The organism is Acinetobacter sp. V104_13, assembly GCF_031798995.1.
Classification (GTDB): Bacteria; Pseudomonadota; Gammaproteobacteria; order Pseudomonadales; family Moraxellaceae; genus Acinetobacter; species Acinetobacter pittii.
Genome location: NZ_JAVQNP010000003.1, coordinates 1 through 23,594, shown reverse-complemented (window position 1 = coordinate 23,594; position 23,594 = coordinate 1). Strand labels below are relative to the sequence as shown.

Below are 23,594 nucleotides of genomic sequence, written 5' to 3'. Positions count from 1 at the left end.
CGCTCATAGCTCAGCTGGATAGAGCACTTGGCTACGAACTAAGGGGTCGGGAGTTCGAATCTCTCTGAGCGCACCAACTTGAAGAATTAACCGCTTTTATAGCGGTTTTTTTGTGCCTATTTTTTAGTACTTTAAAAAATCTAAATTTATAACTTTTTAATTATATTAGAGATAATCATAAATGAACTTAGCTTTATTTGACTTTGACGGCACGATCACTCACAGCGATACATTCAGCCTATTCCTTAAATTTTCTTTAAATAAAAAAACTCAAATACTAGGTGGTATTCGACTTGCACCTTATATAGCGGGTTATAAGCTTGGATGGGTAACCGATAAAACCATTCGAACTAAACTCTGTCAGGTGGGATACGTGGGCTATGATGCGGCTTCCCTAAAATATATGGGGCAATAGTTTGCTAAAAATATCCTTCCTACCTGTGTGCGTCAAAATGCTTTGGAACGTATTCTCTGGCATAAACAACAAGGTGATCAGATTGTTGTTGTATCTGCATCATTAGGCGTTTATTTAGAAAGCTGGTGTCAATCTTTAGATTTAGACGTTATATGTAATCAACTTGAAATACGTGATGGTATTTTGACAGGTGATTTTATTAATGGTGATTGTGGTTATTTAGAAAAAGTAAATAGAATAAAAAACAAATATGATTTAACTCAGTATTCTACAATTTATGCTTATGGTGATACACCTAATGATTATGCAATGTTAGAGCTAGCGCATAAGAAATATTATAGATGGGAAGAAATGAATTAATATTTAAAGATATATTAATAAATAAAGCCACTTGTAATAAGTGGCTTTATTTTAATGACTTATATTAAACAGTATTGAAAGAGTTTTCTAAGAAGTTATCGGTAAGTAATGATGTAGGTACGATAGTATGCGTTGTATTAGTTACGCTTGATACTGTCGAAGTTACACCACCAAGTAAGCTACCACCAGTTAATCCACCTAGTAAATTAGAAATAACATCTAATCCGCCTTCACTAGTCACACCGCCCGTTAAGCTACCCACGATATCTGTTACGATGCCGATAGGGTTGTCTGTACCACCAGTAACGCCACCAGTTAAGCCGCCTAGAAGGTCGGTCACTAAGCCAAGAGGACTATCACCATCTACGCTACCAGTTAAACCGCCAAGTAAATCAGTGACTAAGCCTAGTGAGCTATCTCCACCAGTAACCCCACCAATAGTTCCTGTCAATCCACCAATGATTTCTGTTACTAAGCCAGTAGCAGTTGTGCCATTTGTAATTAGCGTATCGAGAATACCGGTAGCAGATTCAGTAGCACCTTGAATGTCTCCACCCACTAGATCAGAAATGACTTCAAGCGTGCCATTTACTGTGTCACGAGAAGTTTCGAAAGTTAATGTGCCGAGGTCTGCAAGTTCAGAAACTGGATGTTCTGCTTGTGGAAGAATGCTGATAATTGTATCTGCAACTGTATCAATGCCAGTGTTGATAATTTCAGTTTTTAAGCTTTCTACGCCCTGAAGAATATCAATACCACCTTGAACAACATCAATCACTGGGGAGATTGGAGAAGTTCCATCACCGATACCACCAGTTACACCGCCAATAATGTCAGTAATTACTTCAAGTGGATTACCGTCAACACCACCAGTTACACCGCCGATGATGTCAGTAATTACTTCAAGCGGGTTACCGTCAACACCACCAGTTACACCGCCGATAATGTCAGTTACGATTTCAAGAGGATTACCACTAACACCGCCAGTTACACCACCAATAATGTCGGTTACCACGCCAAGTGGGCTATCACCACTTGTTGCGCCGCCGATAATGTTATTAATAATTCCAGTAGCAGTTGTGCCATTTGTAATCAGCGTATCGAGAATACCGGTAGCAGATTCAGTAGCACCTCGAATATCACCACCGACTAAATCAGAAACAACTTCAAGTGCACCGTTTACTGTGTCACGAGAAGTTTCGAAAGTTAAAGTGCCAAGATCTGCTAGGTCTGAAACAGGATATTCAGTTTGTGGAAGAATACCAATAATAGTATCAGCAACAGTGTCGATACCAGTATTGATGATCTCAGTTTTTAGGCTCTCTACACCTTGTAGAATATCAATACCGCCTTGAACGACATCAATCACTGGAGCGATTGGAGATGTGCCATCACCGATACCGCCAGTTACGCCGCCGATAATATCGGTAATTACTTCAAGCGGGTTGCCATCAACACCACCAGTTACACCACCGATAATATCAGTAATTACTTCAAGCGGGTTACCGTCAACGCCACCAGTTACGCCACCGATGATGTCAGTAATTACTTCAAGCGGGTTGCCATCAACGCCACCAGTTACACCACCAACGACGTCTGTAATGCTTCCGACAACGTCAGTAACAATACCTGTAGCAGTTGTACCATTAGTGATTAATGTTTCAACGACACCAGTAGCAGACTCAGTTGCGCCTTGAATGTCTCCTCCCACTAGATCAGAAATGACTTCAAGCGTGCCATTTACTGTGTCACGAGAAGTTTCGAAAGTTAAAGTGCCAAGATCAGCAATTTCAGAAACAGGGTGTTCAGTTTGAGGAAGGACACCAATGATAGTATCAGCAACAGTGTCGATACCTGTATTGATGATTTCAGTTTTTAGGCTTTCAACACCCTGAAGAATGTCGATGCCACCTTGAACAACATCAATAACTGGAGCAATTGGAGAAGTTCCAAGATCAATACCGCCAGTTACTCCGCCAATAATATTAGTTACTGTGTCTACAGGACTTGTAGAACCGATACTGCCAGTAACAGTACCAACGGCATCAGAAACAAGGCCTGTTGTGGTTGTTGTAAGAGTATTTGTTACTGTAGATAGAGTATCTGAAAGTAAACCAGAAGTTGATATCTGGCCTTCAACAGAAGAGCTACCAGTTACAGTAGTGTTCACCGATACAATATTACCCAAATCTTGAGTAATTTTTGATATCGAAGATACGAGGTTTGTTAGTAAGAACATGTTGGTCTATTTCCTATATAATTTTGTATTTTTAAGTAAGTATTATTTATTGCGCTTTATAATTAATGAGATGTGTATCTCAATAATTGCGATTTAGTATTGGTTAGATCTCAAAAGCTGTCAATGTGTATTTTTAGTCACATTTTTTGTTATTAAATAATATTTAAAGAAATAATAATTTATTTAATTTAGACATAAAAATAATAATAATTTTTATATTATATAATTTTAACTAATTATTTTTTTAATCATATTTTCACTTATTTGAAGCATTATCTTAGTTAAATTTCAAACAGTCTTATAATAGTTAGGTTCAACCAGAAATATATTATTTATATAATGTTGACTAAAACAGTAGCCTTTATCTTCTAGATAGATGGCAAAAAGCTTCAAAAATTCTATAAAACTTATTTGAAAAAAAATATTTCAGATACATCTTTGGTGAGCAAAGTTTCAATAACTTTAGCTACAAAGCTATGTAAACTAGAGTGATGGCTAAGAACTAGACGTTTGATGACAGAAAAATGAAAAAAGGCTTCCTAAGCCTTAAAAAATGCGTATAATGCGCAACATCAAGTACGCGCTCATAGCTCAGCTGGATAGAGCACTTGGCTACGAACTAAGGGGTCGGGAGTTCGAATCTCTCTGAGCGCACCACTTGAAGAATTAACCGCTATATATAGCGGTTTTTTTGTACCTGTTTTTTATTAGTTCGATTTAAAAGCTAGTGCTCATGGCAACCAGCTCTTAAATGATTTGAAGTTGAAAAAAATTAGCCAAATGTTTTAAAACGGCTTTTATCTTCAATAAAAGCTTTTTCACCTGCTTCGCCTTCAATTGAACCAAATACTAATTGGGCTCTTAGTTTCCATTGAGCAGGAATATCAAAAGCAGCATTAATTTTCTCATCGATAATTGGATTGTAATGTTGTAAAGAAGCTCCAATATCTTGTTCAGCCAATACATTCCATACTGCAAATTGTGCAATTGCTGTTGAGTGTTCAGACCAGACTGGGAAATTATCAGCATACAATTCAAATTGCTCTTGTAGACCTTTAATCACATCCTGGTCTTCAAAAAATAAAACTGTACCAGCACCCGCTGTAAAACTTTGAATTTTTTGTTCAGTTCCAGCCAGTGCTTCGGCAGGAACAATAGTTTTTAATACATCTAAAACAATATTCCAGAAATTTTGATGAGACTCATTAAATAAAATTACAACGCGAGATGACTGAGAGTTAAATGCTGAGGGGCTATGTTTGACCGCTTCTTGAATTAATCCTTCAATCTCCGAAGGAGTATGTTGTAAGTTTTTCCCGATCGAATAAATAGAACGACGTTTTTTAATTAATTCTAAAAAGCTTGGTTGATTGAAAAGAGAGGACTCTTGAGTGGCTTGAGTAACCACATCTTTTGAGACTGTTGCTTTTTGATTTAAGCCAAATAATTTTGCAAAGAAAGACATGAGACATTCCACTAAGAAGGTGATGCTCTTATTGTAGAAATTTTAAAAACTGAAATAAGCTCAAAAAATATGAATCTATGTTCTATATATGCAACGTAGTTGATCTTCGAATCTCATCATAAGCTCCATTTTTAAACAAAATAAAAAATAGCCTTTGATTCATTTTAAAGCTGAAATGAATATGCTCTAATAGTTTCGATTTATTGAGTATTGATGCAGTGCAATGACTGAGCAAAAAACAGCTTTATCTTTACGTTACTATTTGAATTTAGAAGAGTCACAAGATGGATTTTCATTAGTGACATTTGGGAAAAAGCAATTTACCCGTTTTCTTACACCTGCAATTAGTATCGCAATTATTATTTGGGGATTTTATTTAGGTCTCTCTGGGGTTGGACGATATTATGTCGGGTTAGGCGTATTTTTTCTGGTGATGCAAGGCCTGATGCGTTACTGGCTTTTACCTATGTTATTTAAGCGTCAATTTGTTCGTTACCAATTTGGAAAGAGTGAGCAGGGAATCGACTTATATCAAGATTACTTTGAGCTTTATGCCAATGGTCGTAAGCAGGTGATGCAATATACGGATGTGCAAACTTTTGCTAAAGGTAAATTGACCTACATGCTTGAGCTAAAGAATAAAACTGTAATTATTGTACCAAAGCGTGCATTTGCACAGGTTTCAGATCAAACCATATTTGAAAATACATTTAAGAAATAAATTATTGGAATTATTAGCCGCAACAACAAAGGAAGCCTCATGAATACACGTCCTTCAAAAATCGTTTGCGTGGGCAGAAGTTACGCCGATCATGTCAAAGAATTAAATAATGCTATGCCTGACAGCCCTATATTATTTATTAAACCACCGAGTAGCTTGATTGGTTTAAATGACGGTATTTATTGGAATCCAGCGTGGGGCAGTTGCCATTTTGAGTGTGAGTTAGTGTTACGTATTGATCAACCTTTGAAAGGTGAAACTGACCCTGAAAAAGCTTTAAAAGCGATTGGAGCAGTAACTTTAGGTCTTGATTTAACAATGCGTGACTTACAGAATGATCTGAAAAGTAAAGGCCACCCATGGGAGCGAGCTAAAGCTTTTGATGGTGCTTGTGTTTTGGCAGATTGGGTTGATACAAAAGAAATTACAAATTGGCAAGAGACCAAATTCACTTTCCATATTAATGATGAATTGCGTCAAGATGGTAATACTGCACTGTTAATGTTTACTATTGGTGAACTTTTAACTGATATTAATCAGGTTTTTTCACTAGAACCGGGTGATGTGATTATGACAGGTTCACCTGCTGGGGTTGGGCCATTACATGCAGGCGATCAGTTGAAAATGACATTAAAAGGTGCAACGCAAGATTTTGCATGGGAAACTTTTGTAAAAGCATAACCCACTCCTAAAATTGCCAATAAAAAACCCTATTATTTTTTTAATAATAGGGTTTTTTATTGGGTAGGAAAGAGTGTCTATACTATTGAAGAGTTCTACTTTTTTATTTCTCTTCAAAAATTGTTGAGAGTGGAATAGAAAGTTTTGCTGCTAAATAATCATTAGATTCGACCAAGGCAGGTCCTATTTTTTCCATCCATTCATCGTCATCGTGTACATTTAGAACATCTTCACGTAATGGCAGAGGGTATGGAAGAGCAGTGAAAAAGCTCCAGAAGTCAACTTGGGATAAATTGCGCGCAAGCACATATTCATCTTTATCGGTACGTTTAACCAAATTTTGCTCTTCAAGCAAAAGTACATAAGCTGGCCAGCGGCCAATCTCTCCACGACCTAAAATTTCTAAAGCTTCTTTGTCACGTACACTTTCACCGAGTTTCTGTTTTTTATAAAACAGCTCGAGAATATCTAATAGCATTAAAACAGGATGACGTTTCTGCTCTTTACCCGAGTGAAAAGCAGTTAGTGCAAAACTTACTTCTACACCAAGTAAAATAATGTTCCATGACAGGAAGATCCATAGAAGGAAAATTGGCACTGCTGCAAATGCACCATAAATAATTTCATAACTAGTGAAATTTGACATCACAAAGCTAAAGAAATTTTTGAGTATTTCAAACAGTACAGCACTTAAACAAGCCGCTATTCCTGCTGCATAAACTGGGACTGTGCGATTGGGAATGGTCCAATATAAAATGAAGAAACCCAAAATTGTGAGTACAAAAGAAATTAGCCAGAGTAGAAATGCGCCATCAAGTTGATAACCTGTGAAGTTATTGCTTAATAAGTTCATCGATGCAACTGTTGATGAAATAACAAATGCACTGCCTAAAATAATCGGACCTAAAGAGATGATTGTCCAATAGCGCATAAAGCCCATAATACCACTGCGAGTTTCTTTTACACGCCAAATACGGTTAAAGACGGTTTCAATTGAGGTCAGCATTAAGACAGTGGTAACGAATAAAAACAGCACACCAATAACGGTTAAGTTGCTAGATTTTTCTGTAAAAGCATTTAGCGCTTTATCAAATGCGATCGTGCTCTTTGGTAAAAAGTTACTATAGATTAAATGTTGCAGCTGTTGTCTTGCGGGTTCTAACGCTTTGATTGAAGAAATAATTACTAAAAAAACTGTTAACATCGGCACAACTGCGAATAGCGTTGTATAGGTGAGAGAGCCAGCTTGTTCACGGCACCGATCAGCTTCAAAACGCTTAAATACATATAAAACGAACTGAAACCAGGTTTTATTATAAAAAGGAAGCTTACTTAAAAAACGTTGTAACATGCGTCGTCTATCCCGATTTTTTTAATCATCATGTTGGGCGATTGATAGCTTATCAAAGTATGAGCTTAAGAACTCAAATCGTAGATTAAAGCAAAATAATAACTTATAGAATTAAAGTCGTTCTGTAAGTTTACTATGTGCTATAGAAAGAATTGTAGCCATAAACTTTTTTCAAAAAAGTAGGCTTTCTGTTGTCTAAGCAAGGGTTTACCAAAAGTAGATAAACTTTTTACTCAATGAGTCCGAGAAAATTGCTCGCATTATCTTTTGTGCTGCACCATCAATCACCTCTAGAATTTCATAAAATTGGTTGCGCCAAAAAAATAAAAAATCCCGTATAGTGTTCTTTTTAACAAAATTTATGAAACCGATGCAACCTTACATTCTTGTACTCTATTACAGCAAATATGGTTCTACTAAAGAAATGGCTCATTTAATTGCCAACGGTGTTGAGTCTGCGGGTATGTCAGTGAAAATTCGGACAGTACCAAATATTGCTCCAGCTGTCACAATAGCCGAGCCAAGCATTCCGGAAGAAGGGGATATCTACTGTACGTTAGATGATCTAGCGAATTGTTCAGGTTTAGCGTTAGGTTCTCCAACCCGCTTTGGCAATATGGCAAGTGAAATGAAATATTTTTGGGATCAAACAACGAGTCTTTGGCTCAATGGGGCATTACATAATAAACCCGCTTGTGTTTTCACTTCTTCTGGTTCAATGCATGGTGGGCAGGAAAGTACTTTACTCACTATGTTACCGCCGTTATTTCATCATGGGATGATGATTTTGGGATTACCTAATGCAATTCCAGCCTTATCTAATACTAAAACAGGGGGAACACCTTATGGCGCAAGCCATGTAAGTGGACCGCGTCATGACCAAAACTTAAGTCAGGATGAAAAGATTTTGTGTGAAGCTCAAGGCAAACGTTTAGGAGAGGTTGCCAAAAAGCTTTTAGTTTAGTTTTGAGCAAATAAAAAAAGAGCGGATATCCGCTCTTTTTTAGATGTACATTTTATTCTTTTACAAAAGTAACTTTACCATCTGTAAGAGAGTGAACACGTGCTAATGATTCAACGCGGTAGCCTTTTTCAAGCAATAAATCACGACCTGGTTGGAATGATTTCTCAATCACAATACCCACACCTACAACTTCTGCATTTGCTTGGTGAATTAAATCAATCAGGCCTAATGCTGCTTGACCATTTGCCAAGAAGTCATCAATAACTAATGCTTTATCAGTTGAATGAAGATGTTTATTTGAAATCGCAATCGTGCTTTCAGTTTGTTTAGTAAAACTAAATACTTTAGAGCGATATAAGTCATCTTTTAAAGTCAATGACTGATATTTGCGAGCAAAAATTACAGGTACACCAAGTTCTAAACCTGCCATGATTGCAGGTGCAATACCTGATGCTTCAATGGTAATAATCTTGGTAATCCCTGCATCTTTAAAGCGAGCGGCAAATTCTTTACCAATCTGCTGCATTAATACAGGATCAATTTGGTGGTTTAAGAAAGCGTCGACTTTCAAGACTTGATCAGATAGAACGATACCTTCTGTTAAGATTTTCTGTTCTAGTGCGTGCACGGGAGAATCCTCTAGACGGATGCTTTTTAAAGCAAATGCGTATTTTAAAAAGCATCCAAAAAAATGCAAGCTTTAATTCGTCTTACCTGTATAACTTGTTAATAACAATCCATAAGAAGTTTTACCATCAATATGACTGACTTTAACTGGTAAATAATCTAATTTCGGAGCTAACCAAAAGATTGTACTGCGTTCAGGTTTGTTGTGTTGTAAAACCACTTTAATGGTATCGAATGTTCCATAAGAGGTTTTAATTTTCTCATTACCTTGTTTTACAAATCGACGATTTTCAACTTCTTTTGCATCTGCAAGTGGATAAGAGGTCTTCAGTGAACCATTCTTTAAGTCTTCACGCAGTTGTAACTCTGCGTTTAACTCATCAAGGACGCCTGCCTGCCAAGCAAATGAACGAGCTTTATCATCTTTCTTGGTAGAGATAGTTTTGCTATTTGGATTAAAGTTAATACTCATGGTGTTGTTATGAATCAAAATTTTGCTGGTACGGCTAAAACTTTGAGACCCAATTTTACCATTGGTGAAACTAAATTTACTTGTTTCACTTGCGGACGCAATTCCGCCTGCTTTTGCAGTGAATTTATAAGTCCAGTTATTACCTTGCTGGCTTAAGGCACGTGTAGCTGATCCCATGCCTTTATTATTGTAAGTAAACTGATAATTCGCCTGAAATGGGCTCATGGCAAGTGCATGGCTTGAGAAGCCTGCAAAAAGCAAAGTTGTTGAAATACCTGTTGCGATGCCAAATGATTTCAGAAATTTTGTTGCCATAAGTAAATATCCTTGTACAGACTAAAAAGTCAGTGCTGATGCATCTGTAACTTAAACATATTATGCCTGTTGATCATGGAGAAAAAATCAGGATTTATGCTAAATGTGTAATCTATTTGTGTTTTTTGGCAGTTAATTAATCTTCATTTATAAACCGTTTACTCATCTTTTTGCTGAATTGGGGTTATTTCAGAATCTACGAATTCTTCTTCAAAATCGTCGTCCTGATCACGAGAAAGTAAGGCTGCTAAATTCACATTTCCAAATACAACTAACTCAGCTTCACGAACTCGTGCGTAATTTATATGTACTTTGCCTAATGTTTCGATGATGCTGGCTTTTTTGCCAAACCAACGGTTGAGATCAAGAAATATAAGTTCATCGCGTTCTTCTGCTACATTAAAACGTTCAAGAATCATCCCCAAAGGGTCTTTTTTCAAAATTTTATGGTAATAAAAAACTGCGGCTTTTACGGCGATCTTTTGCCAAAAGTTTTTATATTTCGCTTCAATAATTTGTGTATTGCTAATTTGTTCAAAAACTAAAAGTTGTTGTTCTTTATTAAATTCCATCTGGATCAGTTTTAAATCAACCGATAGTGTGGTTTCTAAACCTTTTACATGCATGGTTGCATATAACCTTAACCAGTCATGATAAAGATCTGCATGTAGGTCATCTAAAAACTCAACATTATTGGTCACGTAACGTTGCAAAGTGGCATTCAGAAAGGTTTGCGATAATGTAAAATCTCTTTCTTCCTCAATGAATGCTTCTGCTTTTTTATAGACTTTTTGAAGGCGTCTGACTAATGAGGAAAATAGCGTTTGCATAAAAGAACTTCCAAAAGATAATTTACTAAAGAGCCCACACAATCTTTATTATGATAAAAAACGGGTTTTGATATTGCAGTGTAGCAAATTTACTTGATACATTTTGACAAAATGAAAATGGATAAAACCCTATATTTGAAGTGAATCACACTTTTATCCATATTTGAATATCAGTTTGTATTTTATTCGGTATTAAACCGTGGGGAAAAGGCATTTATATGCTTTTAAGATTATGTTGAACAAAAGAAGTTTATCCATAGAGCCTTTTCATTATTGGTGGCAAGACCGAGTCTTTATTGCTGCAACAATATTAGCAATCTTACTCCATATTTTTGTATTGCTCATTCACTTTGCTATGCCTAGCCCATCAGAGCAATCTACTAAAGAAATTGCAATTTCAATCCGGCCAAGCAATGAGCCAGTTCATCAGGCAGATTTTTTAGCGCAAGCAGATCAGCAAGGCTCGGGCGCATTTCGTGAAGCTCATCGGACTTCTAGTGATACTCCAAATCCGATGCTCAATGATGCTTCAACTGGAGATACTGAGTTAGAAAGTTTGCAAAAGATACAGCAACAAAGAGAGCTTAAATTTGAAGAAAAAGTTTTAATGACGGTTTTGAGTTGGCAGAAACAAGCGGATGCAAGTCAAAGAAAAAAAGAACTAGAACAATTACAAAGTCAATTTCAAGCGAAAGCTGCGATGGTTGCAAGCCTTGAAGCACAATATTTGCAACGTAGACAAGATTTCAGCCGTCAGCAAAAAATCAAAACAGTCGATGGTATTCAAGCAAAGAAAGATGCTTCGGCTGCTTATTTGGATAAGTTCCGTGAAAAAGTAGAGCTTTATGGCAACCGCTATTACCCTGAAGAAGCCAAACAGCAACAGCTAAGAGGTGAAGTGCGTTTAATGGTTATTTTGAATGCTCAAGGGGGAATTCGTGCAATTCGCTTGCTTGAAAGCTCAGGTCATCCAGTTTTAGATGAAGCAGCGAAGTCTTCAGTACGCCGCGGCGCACCATTTGGGCATTTTGATGCCAATATGAAAGATATTTCAGAGTTGCGTATAGTACGTACTTGGCGTTTTGACCCAGCTGAAGCTGAATTTGAGGTTAACTAATTAAAAAATGTGGATAACTTTTAGGATATCCACATTTTAATAATGATCACATTATTCCTGATAAGGGTTAGCAATATTGAGTTTTGCTAAAATTTCAATTTCTAAACCTTCCATCTCTTCAGCATCTTCATCACTGGTTTCATGATCATAACCGAGCAAATGTAAAACACCATGTACTAACAGATGTGCAAAATGATTTTGGGCATTTTTTTCCTGTTCTAATGCTTCTTGTAATACCACTGGAATGCAGATAACCAAATCACCCAATGGTAAGGCATCTAGCATTGGTAAAACTTCTTCAGGAATATCACTTGGGAAAGATAAAACATTAGTCGGTTTATCTTTTTCTCGGTATTGCAAATTGAGTTGCTGACTTTCGTCCAGATCAACGCAAGCAACCCCAATTTCACAATCTTCTTTATAACCGACGTGGCGTAAAGTTGTCTCAATAATTTTTTTGAGTTGAGCTCGTTTGAGCTCTAACTCAGGTGATTGAAAGTCTTGTTGTAAACTTAAACTGATTTTCAAAATGAATCCTTAAGCATCCTGATGTTGCAAGTCTGCTGCTGTATCGTTTTCAGCAACTAATGCTTCTTGGCGTGCTTTTCGTTCAGCACGTGCTTCAGCATTAAGACGGTGTTGTTCACCATCCCAACCTTCATACGCTTCAACAATTTTTTGAACAAGTTGATGACGTACAACGTCACGGGAATGGAAACGGGTAATATGAATTTCTTTAATGTTCTCGAGTACACGTAGTGCATGTGCCAAACCAGATTGTTGGCCTCGAGGTAAATCTACTTGGGTAATATCACCTGTAATCACTGCACGAGAACCAAAACCTAAACGGGTCAAGAACATTTTCATTTGTTCTGGCGTTGTGTTTTGAGCTTCATCCAAAATTACAAATGAATGGTTAAGTGTGCGACCACGCATATATGCAAGAGGTGCAACTTCAATCACTTGACGCTCGATTAACTTGGCAACTTTTTCAAAGCCGAGCATTTCGTAAAGAGCATCGTAAAGAGGGCGTAGGTATGGGTCGATTTTCTGAGTTAAATCACCCGGTAGGAAACCTAGCTTTTCTCCAGCTTCTACAGCAGGACGTACAAGTAAAATTCGCTGAATTTCGTTACGTTCGAGCATATCTACTGCCGCAGCAACTGCTAAATAGGTTTTACCTGTACCAGCAGGGCCCACCCCAAAGGAAATATCGCTTTGTAAAATACGCTGTACGTAGCGTTTTTGATTGGCACCACGTGGGTTAATACGGCCTTTTCGAGTTTGGAAATAGACATCCATTGGTGCATCATGTTCATCCATTTCTTCTCCAACTAACTCGAAATTACGTTCAGTTTGAGAAGATTGAATTAACAGATGCAACAAATCCGCACTGATTTGCTGGGATACCTCAGACTCTTCGTAGAGTCGTTGCAATAATGCTTCGGCTCTCCCAACAGCATCTATCTCACCATCGATATGAAAAACATCTCCACGATGAGTAATTTTGACATCTAAACGCTGTTCAATTTGCTTAAGGTGCCCATTATAGGCACCCAAGATGCTCTTTAAACGTTCCATTGAAATTTCAGGAAATGTTACGGTACGTCGAATCGCTGCAGTCAAGAGAAAACCTTTCAGTAGACTTTAGAATACCTCTACATTACGCCACGTCAGGCTCAAGATTCAAGAGCTCACCGTAAACTAAATTTAAAGTTTTAATTTCAGTAATCTCGATCTCTGCAAAACGACCTACCCAAGAAGCATCACCGACAAAAGTGACTAGACGTGTATTATCGGCTGTGCCTAGTAAAATATTAGGGTCTTGGTCCGAAACTTTTTCAATAAGAACACGTTCAATTTTGCCAAGCATTGCATCAGTTTTTTCAATGCTAGACTGTTTAATCACTTTTTGAACTTGAGCTAAACGCTCTTTCTTAACGTGCTCAGGCGTAGTATCAGGCAAGTCTGATGCAGGTGTACCCGGACGTTTTGAATAAACAAAGCTATATGAATGATCAAAATCTAAGTCTTTGATAAATTGAAGTGTTTCGGCGAAGTTTTCATCAGTTTCACCAGGGAAACCAATAATAAAGTCACTCGATAAGTGCATATCAGGGCGTATTTTTCTTAACTTGGCAATCTTGTCGATATAAACATCAATCGTATGATTTCGCTTCATTGCCTGTAAGACATCATTTGATCCACTTTGAACAGGTAAGTGTAAATGTGACACCATTTGAGGTAAATCTTCATAACACTGAATTAGCTCGTCAGAGAACTCAAGTGGGTGCGATGTTGTATAACGTAAACGTCCAATACCTGGAATTTCTGCAACGAGTCGTAACAATTCAGGGAAGGTACAGATGCCACCTTCGAAGGTTTCACCGCGATATCCATTTACATTTTGACCCAGAAGTGAAATTTCACGCACACCTTTTTCCGCAAGACCTGCAATTTCTGCAAGTACATCATCTAATGGACGAGAAACTTCTTCACCGCGTGTGTAGGGAACTACACAGAAAGAACAGTATTTAGAGCAGCCTTCCATAATAGAAACGAATGCTTTAAAACCTTCTACACGTGGTTCGGGCAAGAAGTCGAATTTTTCAATATCTGGGAAAGAAATATCAACCAGTTTGATTTTATCTTTTTTAGGTTTTTCTACTTGAGCATTATGTTGATCAAGCATTTGCGGTAAACGGTGTAATGTTTGTGGACCAAAAATCATGTCTACATAAGGCGCACGTTTTTGAATGTTGTCACCTTCTTGAGATGCAACACACCCACCCACACCAATCACAAGATCAGGGTTTTTGTCTTTTAATTTGCGCCAGCGACCTAACTCACTAAATACTTTTTCCTGCGCTTTTTCGCGAATAGAACACGTATTCATGAGCAGAATGTCTGCTTCATTGGGGTTGGTCGTCAAAACGTAACCGTGAGAATCCCCTAAAAGGTCTGCCATACGGTGACTGTCATACTCATTCATCTGACACCCTTGAGTTTCAATATAAAGTTTTTTTATTGAAACATCAGTGGTGTGCGTTGGCTGGGTAACAGTGTTTTCTGAGGCAGCTTTGGCACCATTGGGAATGAAGGTTTGAACCGTCATGCAGGCTCCTAACAGATCGATCTAAAAAAGAATAAATTGGCCCAAAATGGGTCAAACCATCTATTATAGCAGTATTTGAGCTGAACCGATAACAGTAAACTTTCAGAACATGACACGGTTTTTGTGAAGTAAATTAGGTGAATTTTAATGATGTTGAATCATAGAGTTACATAACACAACAAAAGAAAGCACGAAGAATAATTAAACTATGCGTTGAAGGTGAATAGTCAGGGTTTAGCACATATATGAGACCAAGTAGAAAGAGCTCATCAATCCATAGTCGTGTAATGAAAAATAAATATATGCATCGTAGCTGGTTAGGAGCTATGTGTTTACTTGGTTGTTCATTTACCTATGCTGCCGAAGAGCAGTTTAATGATGCACTAAATGCTGCAAATAGTGGTAATACCGCGTTATTAGACCAATATCAGCTTGCAATGCAAAATGATGTGTTGGGATACTATCCAGAATATTGGAAACTTAATACGAACCTTGGCTTTCAACCTACTGCCTCTATCGTAAGCTTTGCTCAACGCTATCCACAATCAGCAATGGCTGAAAAATTAGCAGCCGATTATGTTGAAGAAAAAGTTAAACAAGCTGACTTTGCATCTGCACAACCCGTCTTATCTTATGTCACCAACCCTGACCAAGCCGAAAATTGTGCTTTAGCACAAGTGCGGGCGAAAAGTGGTGATGCATTAGTTTTTGCTGAATATAAAGATGTTTGGTTAGCAACTGAGTCACAACCAGAATCCTGCCTAGGTTTAGGGCGCATGATGTTATCTAGCCCTTTAATGAGCGCACAAGATAAACAACAACGTCTGTGGGTGCAGTTGCGTTCAGGTTTGTCTGGGCAGGCGCTTGCTACAGCACAGACTCTGGGTTTGAATTTGTCTTTGGCTCAGCTTAACCAAATTCAGGCCAACCCACTCAATTATTTATGGAGTGCGCCTAAAACAAATGATGCAGATTATGCTTATTTAATTTTCGCGTTAGGGCGTTTAGCTAATAATGACTTAAGTAATGCTTTTTCAAATGTGCAGCGTGTTGCCCAAGGTACGCCACAAAATGTTCAAAAATATTTATATCGTACGGTAGCCTATATTGGTGGCACCACGGTAATGAAAAATAATTTTAATCGTGAAGTTCTTCAATATTTTGATGCAAGTTATGGTTATCCATTAAGTCCGGAAGAAGCTGAAATTTATGCACGTCAGGCGATTCGTTTTGGGGCGTGGGAAAGTTTAATTCGCGCTATTGATAGTATGACGGTAACCCAAAAGCAAGAAGATCGCTGGCAATATTGGCTTGCTCGGGCATCAGAGCAGCGTGGAGATAGTGCTTCTAAAGCAACAGCGCAACAAATTTATAGAAAACTGGCTCAGGCTGGTGATGACTATCATAACCTTTTAGCAAAAGATCGCTTAGGTGAACGTTATAACCATCAACCTTATGATGATCAGCCAACAGCAAGTGATTTAAGACGTTTAGATCAGAATATTCACTTTAATCGTGCTTTTACTTTAAGACGTATTAATGCAAATCCAACTTACACGAATCGAGAGTGGAATTGGGCAGTTCGTCAAGCATATCTTCAGCACGATGATGGTTTACTTTTAGCTGCGGCAAAGCGTGCTCATGACATGGGCTGGTATGACCGTGCAATTTATGCAGCAGATCGTACAACAAATAAGCATAATGATACTTATCGCTATGTGACTCCTCATAAGACTAATGTCGTAAGTCATAGTTACAATGCAGGAATTGATCCTGCATGGGCTTATGGTTTAATGCGTCAAGAAAGTCGGTTTGTTACTTCTGCGCGTTCTCACGTTGGGGCGGGCGGTCTTATGCAAATTATGCCTGATACGGCGAAGTTGATTGCACGTCAAATGGGTGAAACTTATAATCCGGCTGCATTAAATGAAATGAATACCAATATTCGATATGGAACATTTTATTTGTCGATGATTCAGGGACAATTAAGCAATAACCCTGTTTTGGCGACAGCAGGTTATAATGCGGGGCCTAATCGGGCTAGACGTTGGCAGCCGGACTATCAATCAATTTCGGCTGACCAATATACTGAGACAATTCCATTGTTAGAAACCAGAGACTACGTCAAGCACGTTATGACGAATGCAACACATTACGGCGTAATATTGGGGCAAGGCGCCCAGTCGTTATCGCAGCGTATGAAAGTCATTCCAATGCGTACGTCGCCTTAACTTTAAGGTGGTTGATGATGGATCTTCTTTTAATTGGCATATTCAAGTTTTAATTAAATGAAATATAGATATTTGGAACTTCGTTCAATTTTGCAACTTGCATGGTGGCTCATCTGTGCGGGAGTAGGGTTGATGAGTTCCGTTTTACATGCCGAACCTGTTAATTTACAGGGGTATGTTATGCATGTGCAAATGACACCTGCCGCATGTGCATTAGATCCCTCTAAACAAAAACAACGTAAATGTCTTGAAGGATATTCACTGACAATTACAGGCCTCATGCCAGAAACAAACCAAAGTAATTGCTCAACAGACAGTTCTGCAACCTTGTCTCCATTGCAAGCCAAAGTCGTAGCTCGGGTTATGCCTGATAATAATGCTCGTGTACAGCTATGGAAAAGTGTAGGTGGATGCGTTCCTATGAATGCAAGCCAATATTTCCGTACGGTTATTAATTTTGCTGAACGTTTAAAAATTCCGGCTAGTCTCACAAGTTCAACAAATGTTGAAATGCAGCAATCCGCTTTAAGACAGCAGTTTGTACGCCTTAATCCGAGTTTACCTCAAAATGGTATCCGTTTTAGTTGTCAATTATCACGTTCGGATGTGGTTTTAACGGAAGTGAAAGTTTGTTACACGGTAAAGGGCCAATATAAACAGTGTGCAAATCATGTGGTATCGAATTGCCCTGGTGAAATCATGATTAAAGGTAGTTATTAAAGATTACGAACATTTCGTAAGGAAATGCTGACCATACATTGAATCTATTTGTAAAGATTAATTTGTATTTTCTATCAGACTTTTGGTGAAAACAAGTCGCTTTTACATGCATCTGCCAAATCTTTAGAGTACAATCTTTGCCGTTTATGATGATTTGGTTAGATGGAATTCCTATTTAGCCCGATTAAGGACACTCATTGGAGACAATTACATGAAGCAACCCGTTCGTGTTGCCGTGACTGGCGCTGCAGGTCAAATTGGTTACAGCTTATTATTCCGTATCGCAAGCGGTGAAATGTTAGGTAAAGATCAACCTGTTATTTTACAATTGCTTGAAGTTCCAGTTGAAAAAGCACAACAAGCGCTTAAAGGCGTAATGATGGAACTTGATGACTGTGCTTTCCCTTTATTGGCTGGCATGATCGGGACTGATGATCCGAAAGTTGCATTTAAAGATGCTGACTACGCATTATTGGTAGGTTCTCGTCCACGTGGTCCTGGTATGGAACGTGCTGACTTGTTAAAAGTTAACGGTGAAATTTTCATCGGCCAAGGTCAAGCATTAAACGAAGTTGCTAGCCGTAACGTTAAAGTATTAGTTGTAGGTAACCCTGCAAACACTAACGCTTACATCGCAATGAAATCTGCTCCAGATCTTCCAGCGAAAAACTTCACAGCTATGTTGCGTCTTGACCACAACCGTGCGTTGACTCAAGTTGCTCAAAAAGCTGGTGTTGCAGTTGCTGACATCGAAAACTTAACAGTTTGGGGCAACCACTCTCCAACAATGTATGCTGACTACCGTTTTGCAACTGCAAATGGCGAAAGCTTAAAAGACAAAATCAACGATCCAGCTTGGAACAAAGACGTATTCCTTCCAACTGTTGGTAAACGTGGTGCTGCGATCATCGAAGCGCGTGGTTTGTCTTCTGCTGCTTCTGCTGCTAACGCTGCAATTGACCATATGCGTGACTGGGCGCTTGGTACAAACGGCAAATGGGTAACTATGGGTATTCCATCTGATGGTTCTTATGGTATTCCTGAAGGCGTTATGTTCGGTTTCCCTGTTACAACTGAAAACGGTGAATACAAAATCGTTCAAGGTTTAGAAATCGATGAATTCAGCCGTGAGCGTATCAACTTCACTCTAAACGAGCTTGAAGAAGAACGTGCAGCAATTGCTGACATGGTGAAATAATTCATCAGTTTGATGAGTTAAAAAAGCACTCTTTTAGAGTGCTTTTTTATTGAATTCTGAAAAAGCAAACACAAAAAGCAACAAGAAAATATAGACACTATCATGCAAGTAAAAACGTTTTATTGTTAGATTACTTAATAGATGATTTAAAAGAAGTTATAGGAGAATAACAATGTTTGAACAGCAACCGACTTTAGAGCTTTTATTTGATCAGTTGGGTTTAGATTCTGATGAAGCAAGTATTGAAAACTTTATCAAAACACATCAATTGCCAGCCGAGCAAAAATTACATGAAGCGTCTTTTTGGTCAAAAGGTCAAAGCGATTTTTTGAAGAGTCATTGGGAAAAAGATGATGAATGGATTGTGGTTATTGATGAGCTTAATGAACAACTGCATGAAGACAGTGTGAAAAAATAATTTCAAAAAATAAAGCCTGTTTTACAAGTAATACGTAAAACAGGCTTTATTGCATTAATAGTTTAATGTGTCTTTACTTTTAATTTATCTTTATACCATGGCTCATGACGTACAAGGTCAAATACAGGTTGGCCATGAAGCAATTCAAGATCACATGTAGACGTTGATAAATATTTAGTTAACCAATGTCGGGTTAATGCTGACTCTTGTCGTGCTGCTGACGCATATGCCAAGAAGAAATAGATATCAGCATGTTCATGATGTGCTAATGGCTTCAAAATTTGTTGAGTAATCAACGCAAAACGTTTTTCTTTATTGAGTTCAAAGTAAAGCATATACGCTTTGGCTAAGTGTAAAGACAAATTAAGGTATAAGCTCAATGGCATTTCTTCATATTCCATACGAGCTTGTTCAAGCAGAACAATAGCTTCTTGTAAAAAATGAAGTTGTTCTTGGCGAACACGACTTAATATTACAAGTTGCATGCGTAACTCAGCACGCTCTAAAGCAAGCTCAGGCGTATTTTTAGTCAAATAAAGTTGGTCTGTTTCACCAATTCGGTTCACAATTGTTTTACTTTCAATAGACATACGCCATCACCTTTTTTAATCAATAGCTTTTATATCGGGTTCATTTACCAAATTTAAAGAGTAACCTTTAAACCCAAATAGAATTTCCACTACGAAGCCAAGCTGTAATAGAAAGTCTTTGTTGTTTTGAAATTAATACTTCATGTAGTAAATCGCTTTGGAATATTACCAGTCGATTGGGTTCGGGATTAACAATATGCCATTTCTCATTTTTATCTTGCAGTCGTAATTGTCCACCCCAATCTTCTTGCCATTCTGGATGTAGATAATAGACAGTTGAGATAATACGATCATTTTTTTGTTGAGGATTGTCTCGATGTAAAGCATAAAATTCACCCAAATTATAACGAGCAAAATGAGCTTCAACCTCTTTAATCCCTAAATAGAATGCTTGATTTAGACTTTGTGAGAATAAAGTTAAGGTTTCAATATGTTGCTGAGCAATAGGAAGTTGATCGTTAATCCAGAGAATATGGTCACTACGAATATTACTTACAACGCCGTTTTGAATGCCTGCTTCTCTAAACTCATCCATATGATGGCTACATTCTTGAGAAACCTGTGCGCGATATTGATCTGGATATGCTTGATTTATAATGGCAAAGCCATGCGCATTTAAATCATCTAAAATTTGATCCAAATTCCATGAATCAGGAAGTGAATGAGAGTGCATATAACCTCGAGTAGATCGTAAAAATATCAAGCAGCTCTATTTTAGATGATCACAACCTTACGAAAGAATATTTTTTTCATGTTAAACTATTTGTTGAATTGAGGAATTAAAGTCAACATGAATTACCGTCACCATTTCCATGCGGGCAACTTTGCAGATGTTATGAAGCATGTGCTTTTGCTACAGCTTCTCAACCGTTTAAATGCTAAAGATAAACCTTATCGTTATATCGATACGCATGGAGGGGCCGGCAAATATGATTTATCTCTGGCACCTGCACAAAAGTCTGGAGAATTTCTCACAGGCATTCATCGTCTAGTTCAACTATCTGAAATGGAAAAGCGTCAGGCACCTGAAGCAATCCAACAATATTTGAAGTTAGTCGAACAATTGCGTTCTGAAGAAGGTAAGGGAAGCTATCCAGGTTCTCCTTGGTTTGCCCTGCAAGGCATGCGTGAAATCGACAAAGCGACTATATTTGAAATGCAGCGCGATGTATTTCAGCAATTACGTCATAACATTCGTGATAAACGTGCAGGTTTACATGAGCGTGATGCATATGAAGGCTTGCTTGGCGTAATTCCGCCAAAAGAAAAGCGCGGTCTTGTTATGATTGACCCTCCTTACGAATTAGAACGTAAAGACTTTCCGCAATTAGTTGAACTTTTACAACAAGCTTATAAAAAATGGCCAACAGGCGTTTTTGCAGTTTGGTATCCAATCAAAGACCGAGCGATGATTGAACGTTTTGAAAAGAAAATGTTTAAAACGGGCATCCGCCGTCAGTTAGTTTGTGAAATTTGTGTATGGCCAGATGACACCCCTGTAGGTCTAAATGGTTGTGGTCTATTAGTGATTAACCCACCTTGGCAGTTCTCTGAGCAAGCAGACCAAGCACTACAATGGTTATTCCCGCATCTTCGCATGCAAGAAACTGGTGGTCATGCTGCTGTTCGCTGGTTGGTAGGTGAGTAACAGTTAACTTAAATCAATGCACATGTTTGGAATAGAAAATAATGACAAATGCGCCTAAACCAGAGCAAGATTTAACTCATAATGAACATTCATTTGATGGGATTACATTTGAAGTGGTTGAAGAAGAAGATAATCCGGAAGGACAAAAAGTGAAGCGCCGAGGTATTTATCTTTGGCCTAACTTAATTACAACCGCTGCTCTGTTGTCCGGTTTCTATTCCATCATTGCGAGTATGAATGGGGATTTTAACCAAGCGATCTATGCCATTTTTATTGCAGCGCTATTGGATGGCTTAGATGGTCGAGTTGCTCGAGCAATTGGCGCACAAAGTGCTTTTGGCGAGCAATATGATTCTCTCTCGGACTTGTTAGCTTTTGGTGTGGCTCCAGCAATGCTGATGTATAGCTGGAGTTTGCATGATTTAGGTCGTATTGGTTTGGCTTGTTGTTTTGTTTATACAGCCTGCGCAGCCTTCCGACTAGCGCGTTTTAATGTGCAAATTGGCGTTGTTGATAAGCGTTATTTTATCGGCATTGCAAGTCCACTCGCTGCTATTATTATTATTTCACTCGTCTGGGTTGCTCGCGATTATCCTTTCATTTTTGATTTACGTGATATTGCGATTCAAACTATTAATGCTGTTCTTATGGTAATTGTGGGATTACTCATGATTTCCAATATTAAATATTATTCTTTCAAGCAGATGGATCGTAAACGCGTTCCTTTTGTAGTTATGTTGCCAGTAGTACTGATTTTTGCGGCAATCACTTATAATATTCCAATGGGCATTTTGACAGTTTCAATTATCTATGCTCTATCTGGTTTTGTTACGACTTTATTTGCACGCAAGAGTAATGAAACACTAAAAACATAAAATAGAAGAGGTTCAGTATGCCTAAGTTGATAAATGAAATTAATCAATTACAGCAGCTGGGCCCTAATGCTAAAGAGGGGGTTGTTTATCAACCTTCTCGTGGCTTTTTTAAAATTGTTTATCAAGGCTTGATCCTTCCAAATTTACCTACCCCACTTCGTTATTTTAATTACATTAGTTTAGTGGGACAGCCACGTATTCCTCTGTGTTATAACGCCCACAGCATTACAACTTCAGCTATCGACACTGCAACAGTGCTTGTAAGTAATAGCCAACATAGTGTGGGACATTTAAAAACATATTCTATTCGACGCCAATGCCAGTTTGATTCGGCGCTATATCAATTTGATAAAACCGACCTGATTCAATGGCAAATTCCCATGATTCGCCTTCAGCGATTAGACCCAGAAATGGGGTGTGATCTTAAAATTCAGATTCCAGAAAATATATCTAATGCCTCTGCTTTGCAGTGGGGTGTTTCTGACTATTGGTCAACATTATGTATATGTGAAGGTGAAATTTTTTATAAAGGACAGAAATATCAAATTGAAGGGTTGGGGCGATTTAAACACGCGCGAGCTTTGCATTTGCCGTTCTTGTCTTTATGTTTCTATACATGCCAAATTATAAACTTAAATGAAACGACGCAGCTTACATTCTTACAAATAAGAAATCAGTGGAATATCATCTTATGTTCAAGATTAGATATTCAAGAATTTGGGAAGCCTGTTGAAAGTTTTACAGAAGACGTAAATTTACATATCCACCGAGTTTATCCAAAGGTTAAAACACCGAATGGTAAAGAGATGTACTTGCCTAGGGAGTTTTCTTGGCAATGTGAGAAAAATGGAAAAATAATTTTTGAACTTTATGCACAAAGTCGTGGTGATTATAAGTTTGGGTTGGCGGCTGGATATGTGGGAAGCTTTCAATATCAATTAAGCTGGAATGAACAGTGTCTGCAAGGAGAGGGTGGATACTGTGAATATATTGATTGTCGTCCACTTAGATGGCAAGAAAAGAATCAGGACGAGAAAATTTTAGATAAATTGATGCTTTTACAACCATGTTTATATAAAAAATGACTATTTTTATCATTTTTGATTAAAAAGCGAACTGTTGTTGTACTAATATTAAAAAAGGGGTTGCAAAGGGATCTTAATCATCTATAATGCACATCCATCGGCGGTGATGCAGATAGAAACTTGTTGAAAAACAGTTACTTGTGATTAGGTTGATTGC

The 23,594-nt window shown here is 37.9% G+C and carries 22 protein-coding genes, 1 tRNA gene and 2 pseudogenes; 14 read left to right on the top strand and 11 right to left on the bottom strand.

Going from position 1 to position 23,594, the window contains the following annotated elements:
* Positions 1-181: 181 nt before the first annotated feature.
* Positions 182-775, top strand: a pseudogene (locus RMB06_RS00410) (HAD-IB family hydrolase).
* 64 nt (positions 776-839) lie between these two features.
* Here RMB06_RS00410 and RMB06_RS00405 read toward each other — a convergent pair.
* A complete protein-coding gene (locus RMB06_RS00405) occupies positions 840-3,014 on the bottom strand; it encodes a hypothetical protein (protein WP_311077798.1) in 2,175 nt (724 codons plus the stop codon).
* A gap of 372 nt (positions 3,015-3,386) precedes the next feature.
* Between RMB06_RS00405 and RMB06_RS00400 the strand changes: the two genes are divergently transcribed.
* A complete protein-coding gene (locus RMB06_RS00400) occupies positions 3,387-3,506 on the top strand; it encodes a hypothetical protein (RefSeq protein WP_227504977.1) in 120 nt (39 codons plus the stop codon).
* Positions 3,507-3,594: 88 nt separating this feature from the next.
* Positions 3,595-3,671 (top strand) — tRNA-Arg (locus RMB06_RS00395).
* Between the two features lie 115 nt (positions 3,672-3,786).
* On the opposite strand, the gene RMB06_RS00390 is transcribed toward RMB06_RS00395, so the two are convergent.
* Complete coding sequence (locus RMB06_RS00390) at positions 3,787-4,479, bottom strand: nitroreductase family protein (RefSeq protein ID WP_311077796.1); 693 nt, start codon at positions 4,477-4,479, stop codon at positions 3,787-3,789.
* Positions 4,480-4,702: 223 nt separating this feature from the next.
* Between RMB06_RS00390 and RMB06_RS00385 the strand changes: the two genes are divergently transcribed.
* The gene (locus RMB06_RS00385) at positions 4,703-5,200 is read left to right on the top strand and encodes a YcxB family protein (protein ID WP_005804627.1); all 498 of its coding nucleotides are present in this window, start codon (positions 4,703-4,705) and stop codon (positions 5,198-5,200) included.
* A gap of 39 nt (positions 5,201-5,239) precedes the next feature.
* Positions 5,240-5,881: a fumarylacetoacetate hydrolase family protein gene (locus RMB06_RS00380; protein ID WP_101664481.1), complete on the top strand. Its 642-nt coding sequence runs from the start codon at positions 5,240-5,242 to the stop codon at positions 5,879-5,881.
* A 103-nt stretch (positions 5,882-5,984) separates the two neighbouring features.
* On the opposite strand, the gene RMB06_RS00375 is transcribed toward RMB06_RS00380, so the two are convergent.
* Positions 5,985-7,232 (bottom strand): YihY family inner membrane protein, encoded by a 1,248-nt coding sequence (locus tag RMB06_RS00375; RefSeq protein WP_311077793.1) that lies wholly within the window; start codon positions 7,230-7,232, stop codon positions 5,985-5,987.
* 361 nt (positions 7,233-7,593) lie between these two features.
* Between RMB06_RS00375 and wrbA the strand changes: the two genes are divergently transcribed.
* Positions 7,594-8,196, top strand: a complete 603-nt coding sequence (wrbA, locus tag RMB06_RS00370) for an NAD(P)H:quinone oxidoreductase (RefSeq protein ID WP_005078299.1) — start codon at positions 7,594-7,596, stop codon at positions 8,194-8,196.
* A gap of 52 nt (positions 8,197-8,248) precedes the next feature.
* Here the strand turns inward: wrbA and RMB06_RS00365 are convergent, their stop codons facing one another.
* From RMB06_RS00365 to RMB06_RS00355, 3 genes are all read right to left on the bottom strand, one after another.
* Positions 8,249-8,824, bottom strand: a complete 576-nt coding sequence (locus tag RMB06_RS00365) for a xanthine phosphoribosyltransferase (RefSeq protein ID WP_002119547.1) — start codon at positions 8,822-8,824, stop codon at positions 8,249-8,251.
* Between the two features lie 72 nt (positions 8,825-8,896).
* Entirely contained in the window at positions 8,897-9,610 is a 714-nt protein-coding gene (locus tag RMB06_RS00360) for a DUF3108 domain-containing protein (RefSeq protein WP_014207724.1), read from the bottom strand.
* A 158-nt stretch (positions 9,611-9,768) separates the two neighbouring features.
* On the bottom strand, positions 9,769-10,440 hold the full coding sequence (locus RMB06_RS00355) for a hypothetical protein (RefSeq protein ID WP_068615277.1): 672 nt from the start codon (positions 10,438-10,440) through the stop codon (positions 9,769-9,771).
* Positions 10,441-10,672: 232 nt separating this feature from the next.
* Between RMB06_RS00355 and RMB06_RS00350 the strand changes: the two genes are divergently transcribed.
* Positions 10,673-11,557 carry an energy transducer TonB gene (locus RMB06_RS00350; RefSeq protein WP_078225051.1) on the top strand — a complete coding sequence of 295 codons (885 nt, stop codon included), beginning with the start codon at positions 10,673-10,675 and terminating at the stop codon, positions 11,555-11,557.
* Positions 11,558-11,608: 51 nt separating this feature from the next.
* Here RMB06_RS00350 and ybeY read toward each other — a convergent pair whose 3' ends face one another.
* The 3 genes from ybeY to miaB are packed head-to-tail and all read right to left on the bottom strand — an operon-like array spanning position 11,609 to position 14,672.
* The gene (ybeY, locus tag RMB06_RS00345; RefSeq protein WP_078225052.1) at positions 11,609-12,085 is read right to left on the bottom strand and encodes an rRNA maturation RNase YbeY; all 477 of its coding nucleotides are present in this window, start codon (positions 12,083-12,085) and stop codon (positions 11,609-11,611) included.
* 9 nt (positions 12,086-12,094) lie between these two features.
* Positions 12,095-13,183: a PhoH family protein gene (locus tag RMB06_RS00340; RefSeq protein WP_213034083.1), complete on the bottom strand. Its 1,089-nt coding sequence runs from the start codon at positions 13,181-13,183 to the stop codon at positions 12,095-12,097.
* Positions 13,184-13,220: 37 nt separating this feature from the next.
* Positions 13,221-14,672: a tRNA (N6-isopentenyl adenosine(37)-C2)-methylthiotransferase MiaB gene (miaB, locus tag RMB06_RS00335; RefSeq protein WP_002119558.1), complete on the bottom strand. Its 1,452-nt coding sequence runs from the start codon at positions 14,670-14,672 to the stop codon at positions 13,221-13,223.
* 287 nt (positions 14,673-14,959) lie between these two features.
* Between miaB and RMB06_RS00330 the strand changes: the two genes are divergently transcribed.
* The 4 genes from RMB06_RS00330 (at position 14,960) to RMB06_RS00315 (ending at position 19,239) form a co-directional block, all read left to right on the top strand.
* Complete coding sequence (locus RMB06_RS00330) at positions 14,960-16,903, top strand: lytic transglycosylase domain-containing protein (protein WP_032057396.1); 1,944 nt, start codon at positions 14,960-14,962, stop codon at positions 16,901-16,903.
* Between the two features lie 57 nt (positions 16,904-16,960).
* On the top strand, positions 16,961-17,623 hold the full coding sequence (locus RMB06_RS00325; protein WP_005804634.1) for a ribonuclease T2 family protein: 663 nt from the start codon (positions 16,961-16,963) through the stop codon (positions 17,621-17,623).
* 211 nt (positions 17,624-17,834) lie between these two features.
* A complete protein-coding gene (locus RMB06_RS00320; RefSeq protein WP_002119517.1) occupies positions 17,835-18,821 on the top strand; it encodes a malate dehydrogenase in 987 nt (328 codons plus the stop codon).
* 172 nt (positions 18,822-18,993) lie between these two features.
* Positions 18,994-19,239 (top strand): DUF2789 family protein, encoded by a 246-nt coding sequence (locus RMB06_RS00315; protein ID WP_002119522.1) that lies wholly within the window; start codon positions 18,994-18,996, stop codon positions 19,237-19,239.
* Between the two features lie 62 nt (positions 19,240-19,301).
* Here the strand turns inward: RMB06_RS00315 and RMB06_RS00310 are convergent, their stop codons facing one another.
* Positions 19,302-19,829 (bottom strand): hypothetical protein, encoded by a 528-nt coding sequence (locus RMB06_RS00310; protein WP_032006500.1) that lies wholly within the window; start codon positions 19,827-19,829, stop codon positions 19,302-19,304.
* A 67-nt stretch (positions 19,830-19,896) separates the two neighbouring features.
* Complete coding sequence (locus RMB06_RS00305) at positions 19,897-20,502, bottom strand: 2OG-Fe(II) oxygenase (RefSeq protein ID WP_017386964.1); 606 nt, start codon at positions 20,500-20,502, stop codon at positions 19,897-19,899.
* A gap of 117 nt (positions 20,503-20,619) precedes the next feature.
* Here RMB06_RS00305 and RMB06_RS00300 point away from each other — a divergent pair, with 117 nt between their 5' ends.
* The 3 genes and pseudogenes from RMB06_RS00300 to RMB06_RS00290 all read left to right on the top strand — a co-directional run bounded on the left by RMB06_RS00300 (position 20,620) and on the right by RMB06_RS00290 (position 23,456).
* Positions 20,620-21,477 (top strand): 23S rRNA (adenine(2030)-N(6))-methyltransferase RlmJ, encoded by an 858-nt coding sequence (locus tag RMB06_RS00300; protein ID WP_002119552.1) that lies wholly within the window; start codon positions 20,620-20,622, stop codon positions 21,475-21,477.
* Positions 21,478-21,518: 41 nt separating this feature from the next.
* Positions 21,519-22,352: a CDP-diacylglycerol--serine O-phosphatidyltransferase gene (gene pssA / locus RMB06_RS00295; RefSeq protein WP_002119541.1), complete on the top strand. Its 834-nt coding sequence runs from the start codon at positions 21,519-21,521 to the stop codon at positions 22,350-22,352.
* A 17-nt stretch (positions 22,353-22,369) separates the two neighbouring features.
* Positions 22,370-23,456, top strand: a pseudogene (locus RMB06_RS00290) (DUF6670 family protein).
* Positions 23,457-23,594: the final 138 nt, after the last annotated feature.

Excerpts from the sequence above, each read along its gene's own strand:
- RMB06_RS00405 (WP_311077798.1), bottom strand. The coding sequence starts at position 3,014 with ATGTTCTTACTAACAAACCTCGTATCTTCGATATCAAAAATTACTCAA.
- RMB06_RS00390 (WP_311077796.1), bottom strand. The coding sequence starts at position 4,479 with ATGTCTTTCTTTGCAAAATTATTTGGCTTAAATCAAAAAGCAACAGTC.
- RMB06_RS00385 (WP_005804627.1), top strand. The coding sequence starts at position 4,703 with ATGACTGAGCAAAAAACAGCTTTATCTTTACGTTACTATTTGAATTTA.
- RMB06_RS00380 (WP_101664481.1), top strand. The coding sequence starts at position 5,240 with ATGAATACACGTCCTTCAAAAATCGTTTGCGTGGGCAGAAGTTACGCC.
- RMB06_RS00375 (WP_311077793.1), bottom strand. The coding sequence starts at position 7,232 with ATGTTACAACGTTTTTTAAGTAAGCTTCCTTTTTATAATAAAACCTGG.
- wrbA (WP_005078299.1), top strand. The coding sequence starts at position 7,594 with ATGAAACCGATGCAACCTTACATTCTTGTACTCTATTACAGCAAATAT.
- RMB06_RS00360 (WP_014207724.1), bottom strand. The coding sequence starts at position 9,610 with ATGGCAACAAAATTTCTGAAATCATTTGGCATCGCAACAGGTATTTCA.
- RMB06_RS00355 (WP_068615277.1), bottom strand. The coding sequence starts at position 10,440 with ATGCAAACGCTATTTTCCTCATTAGTCAGACGCCTTCAAAAAGTCTAT.
- RMB06_RS00350 (WP_078225051.1), top strand. The coding sequence starts at position 10,673 with ATGTTGAACAAAAGAAGTTTATCCATAGAGCCTTTTCATTATTGGTGG.
- miaB (WP_002119558.1), bottom strand. The coding sequence starts at position 14,672 with ATGACGGTTCAAACCTTCATTCCCAATGGTGCCAAAGCTGCCTCAGAA.
- RMB06_RS00330 (WP_032057396.1), top strand. The coding sequence starts at position 14,960 with ATGAAAAATAAATATATGCATCGTAGCTGGTTAGGAGCTATGTGTTTA.
- RMB06_RS00325 (WP_005804634.1), top strand. The coding sequence starts at position 16,961 with ATGAAATATAGATATTTGGAACTTCGTTCAATTTTGCAACTTGCATGG.
- RMB06_RS00320 (WP_002119517.1), top strand. The coding sequence starts at position 17,835 with ATGAAGCAACCCGTTCGTGTTGCCGTGACTGGCGCTGCAGGTCAAATT.
- RMB06_RS00315 (WP_002119522.1), top strand. The coding sequence starts at position 18,994 with ATGTTTGAACAGCAACCGACTTTAGAGCTTTTATTTGATCAGTTGGGT.
- RMB06_RS00310 (WP_032006500.1), bottom strand. The coding sequence starts at position 19,829 with ATGTCTATTGAAAGTAAAACAATTGTGAACCGAATTGGTGAAACAGAC.
- RMB06_RS00305 (WP_017386964.1), bottom strand. The coding sequence starts at position 20,502 with ATGCACTCTCATTCACTTCCTGATTCATGGAATTTGGATCAAATTTTA.
- RMB06_RS00300 (WP_002119552.1), top strand. The coding sequence starts at position 20,620 with ATGAATTACCGTCACCATTTCCATGCGGGCAACTTTGCAGATGTTATG.
- pssA (WP_002119541.1), top strand. The coding sequence starts at position 21,519 with ATGACAAATGCGCCTAAACCAGAGCAAGATTTAACTCATAATGAACAT.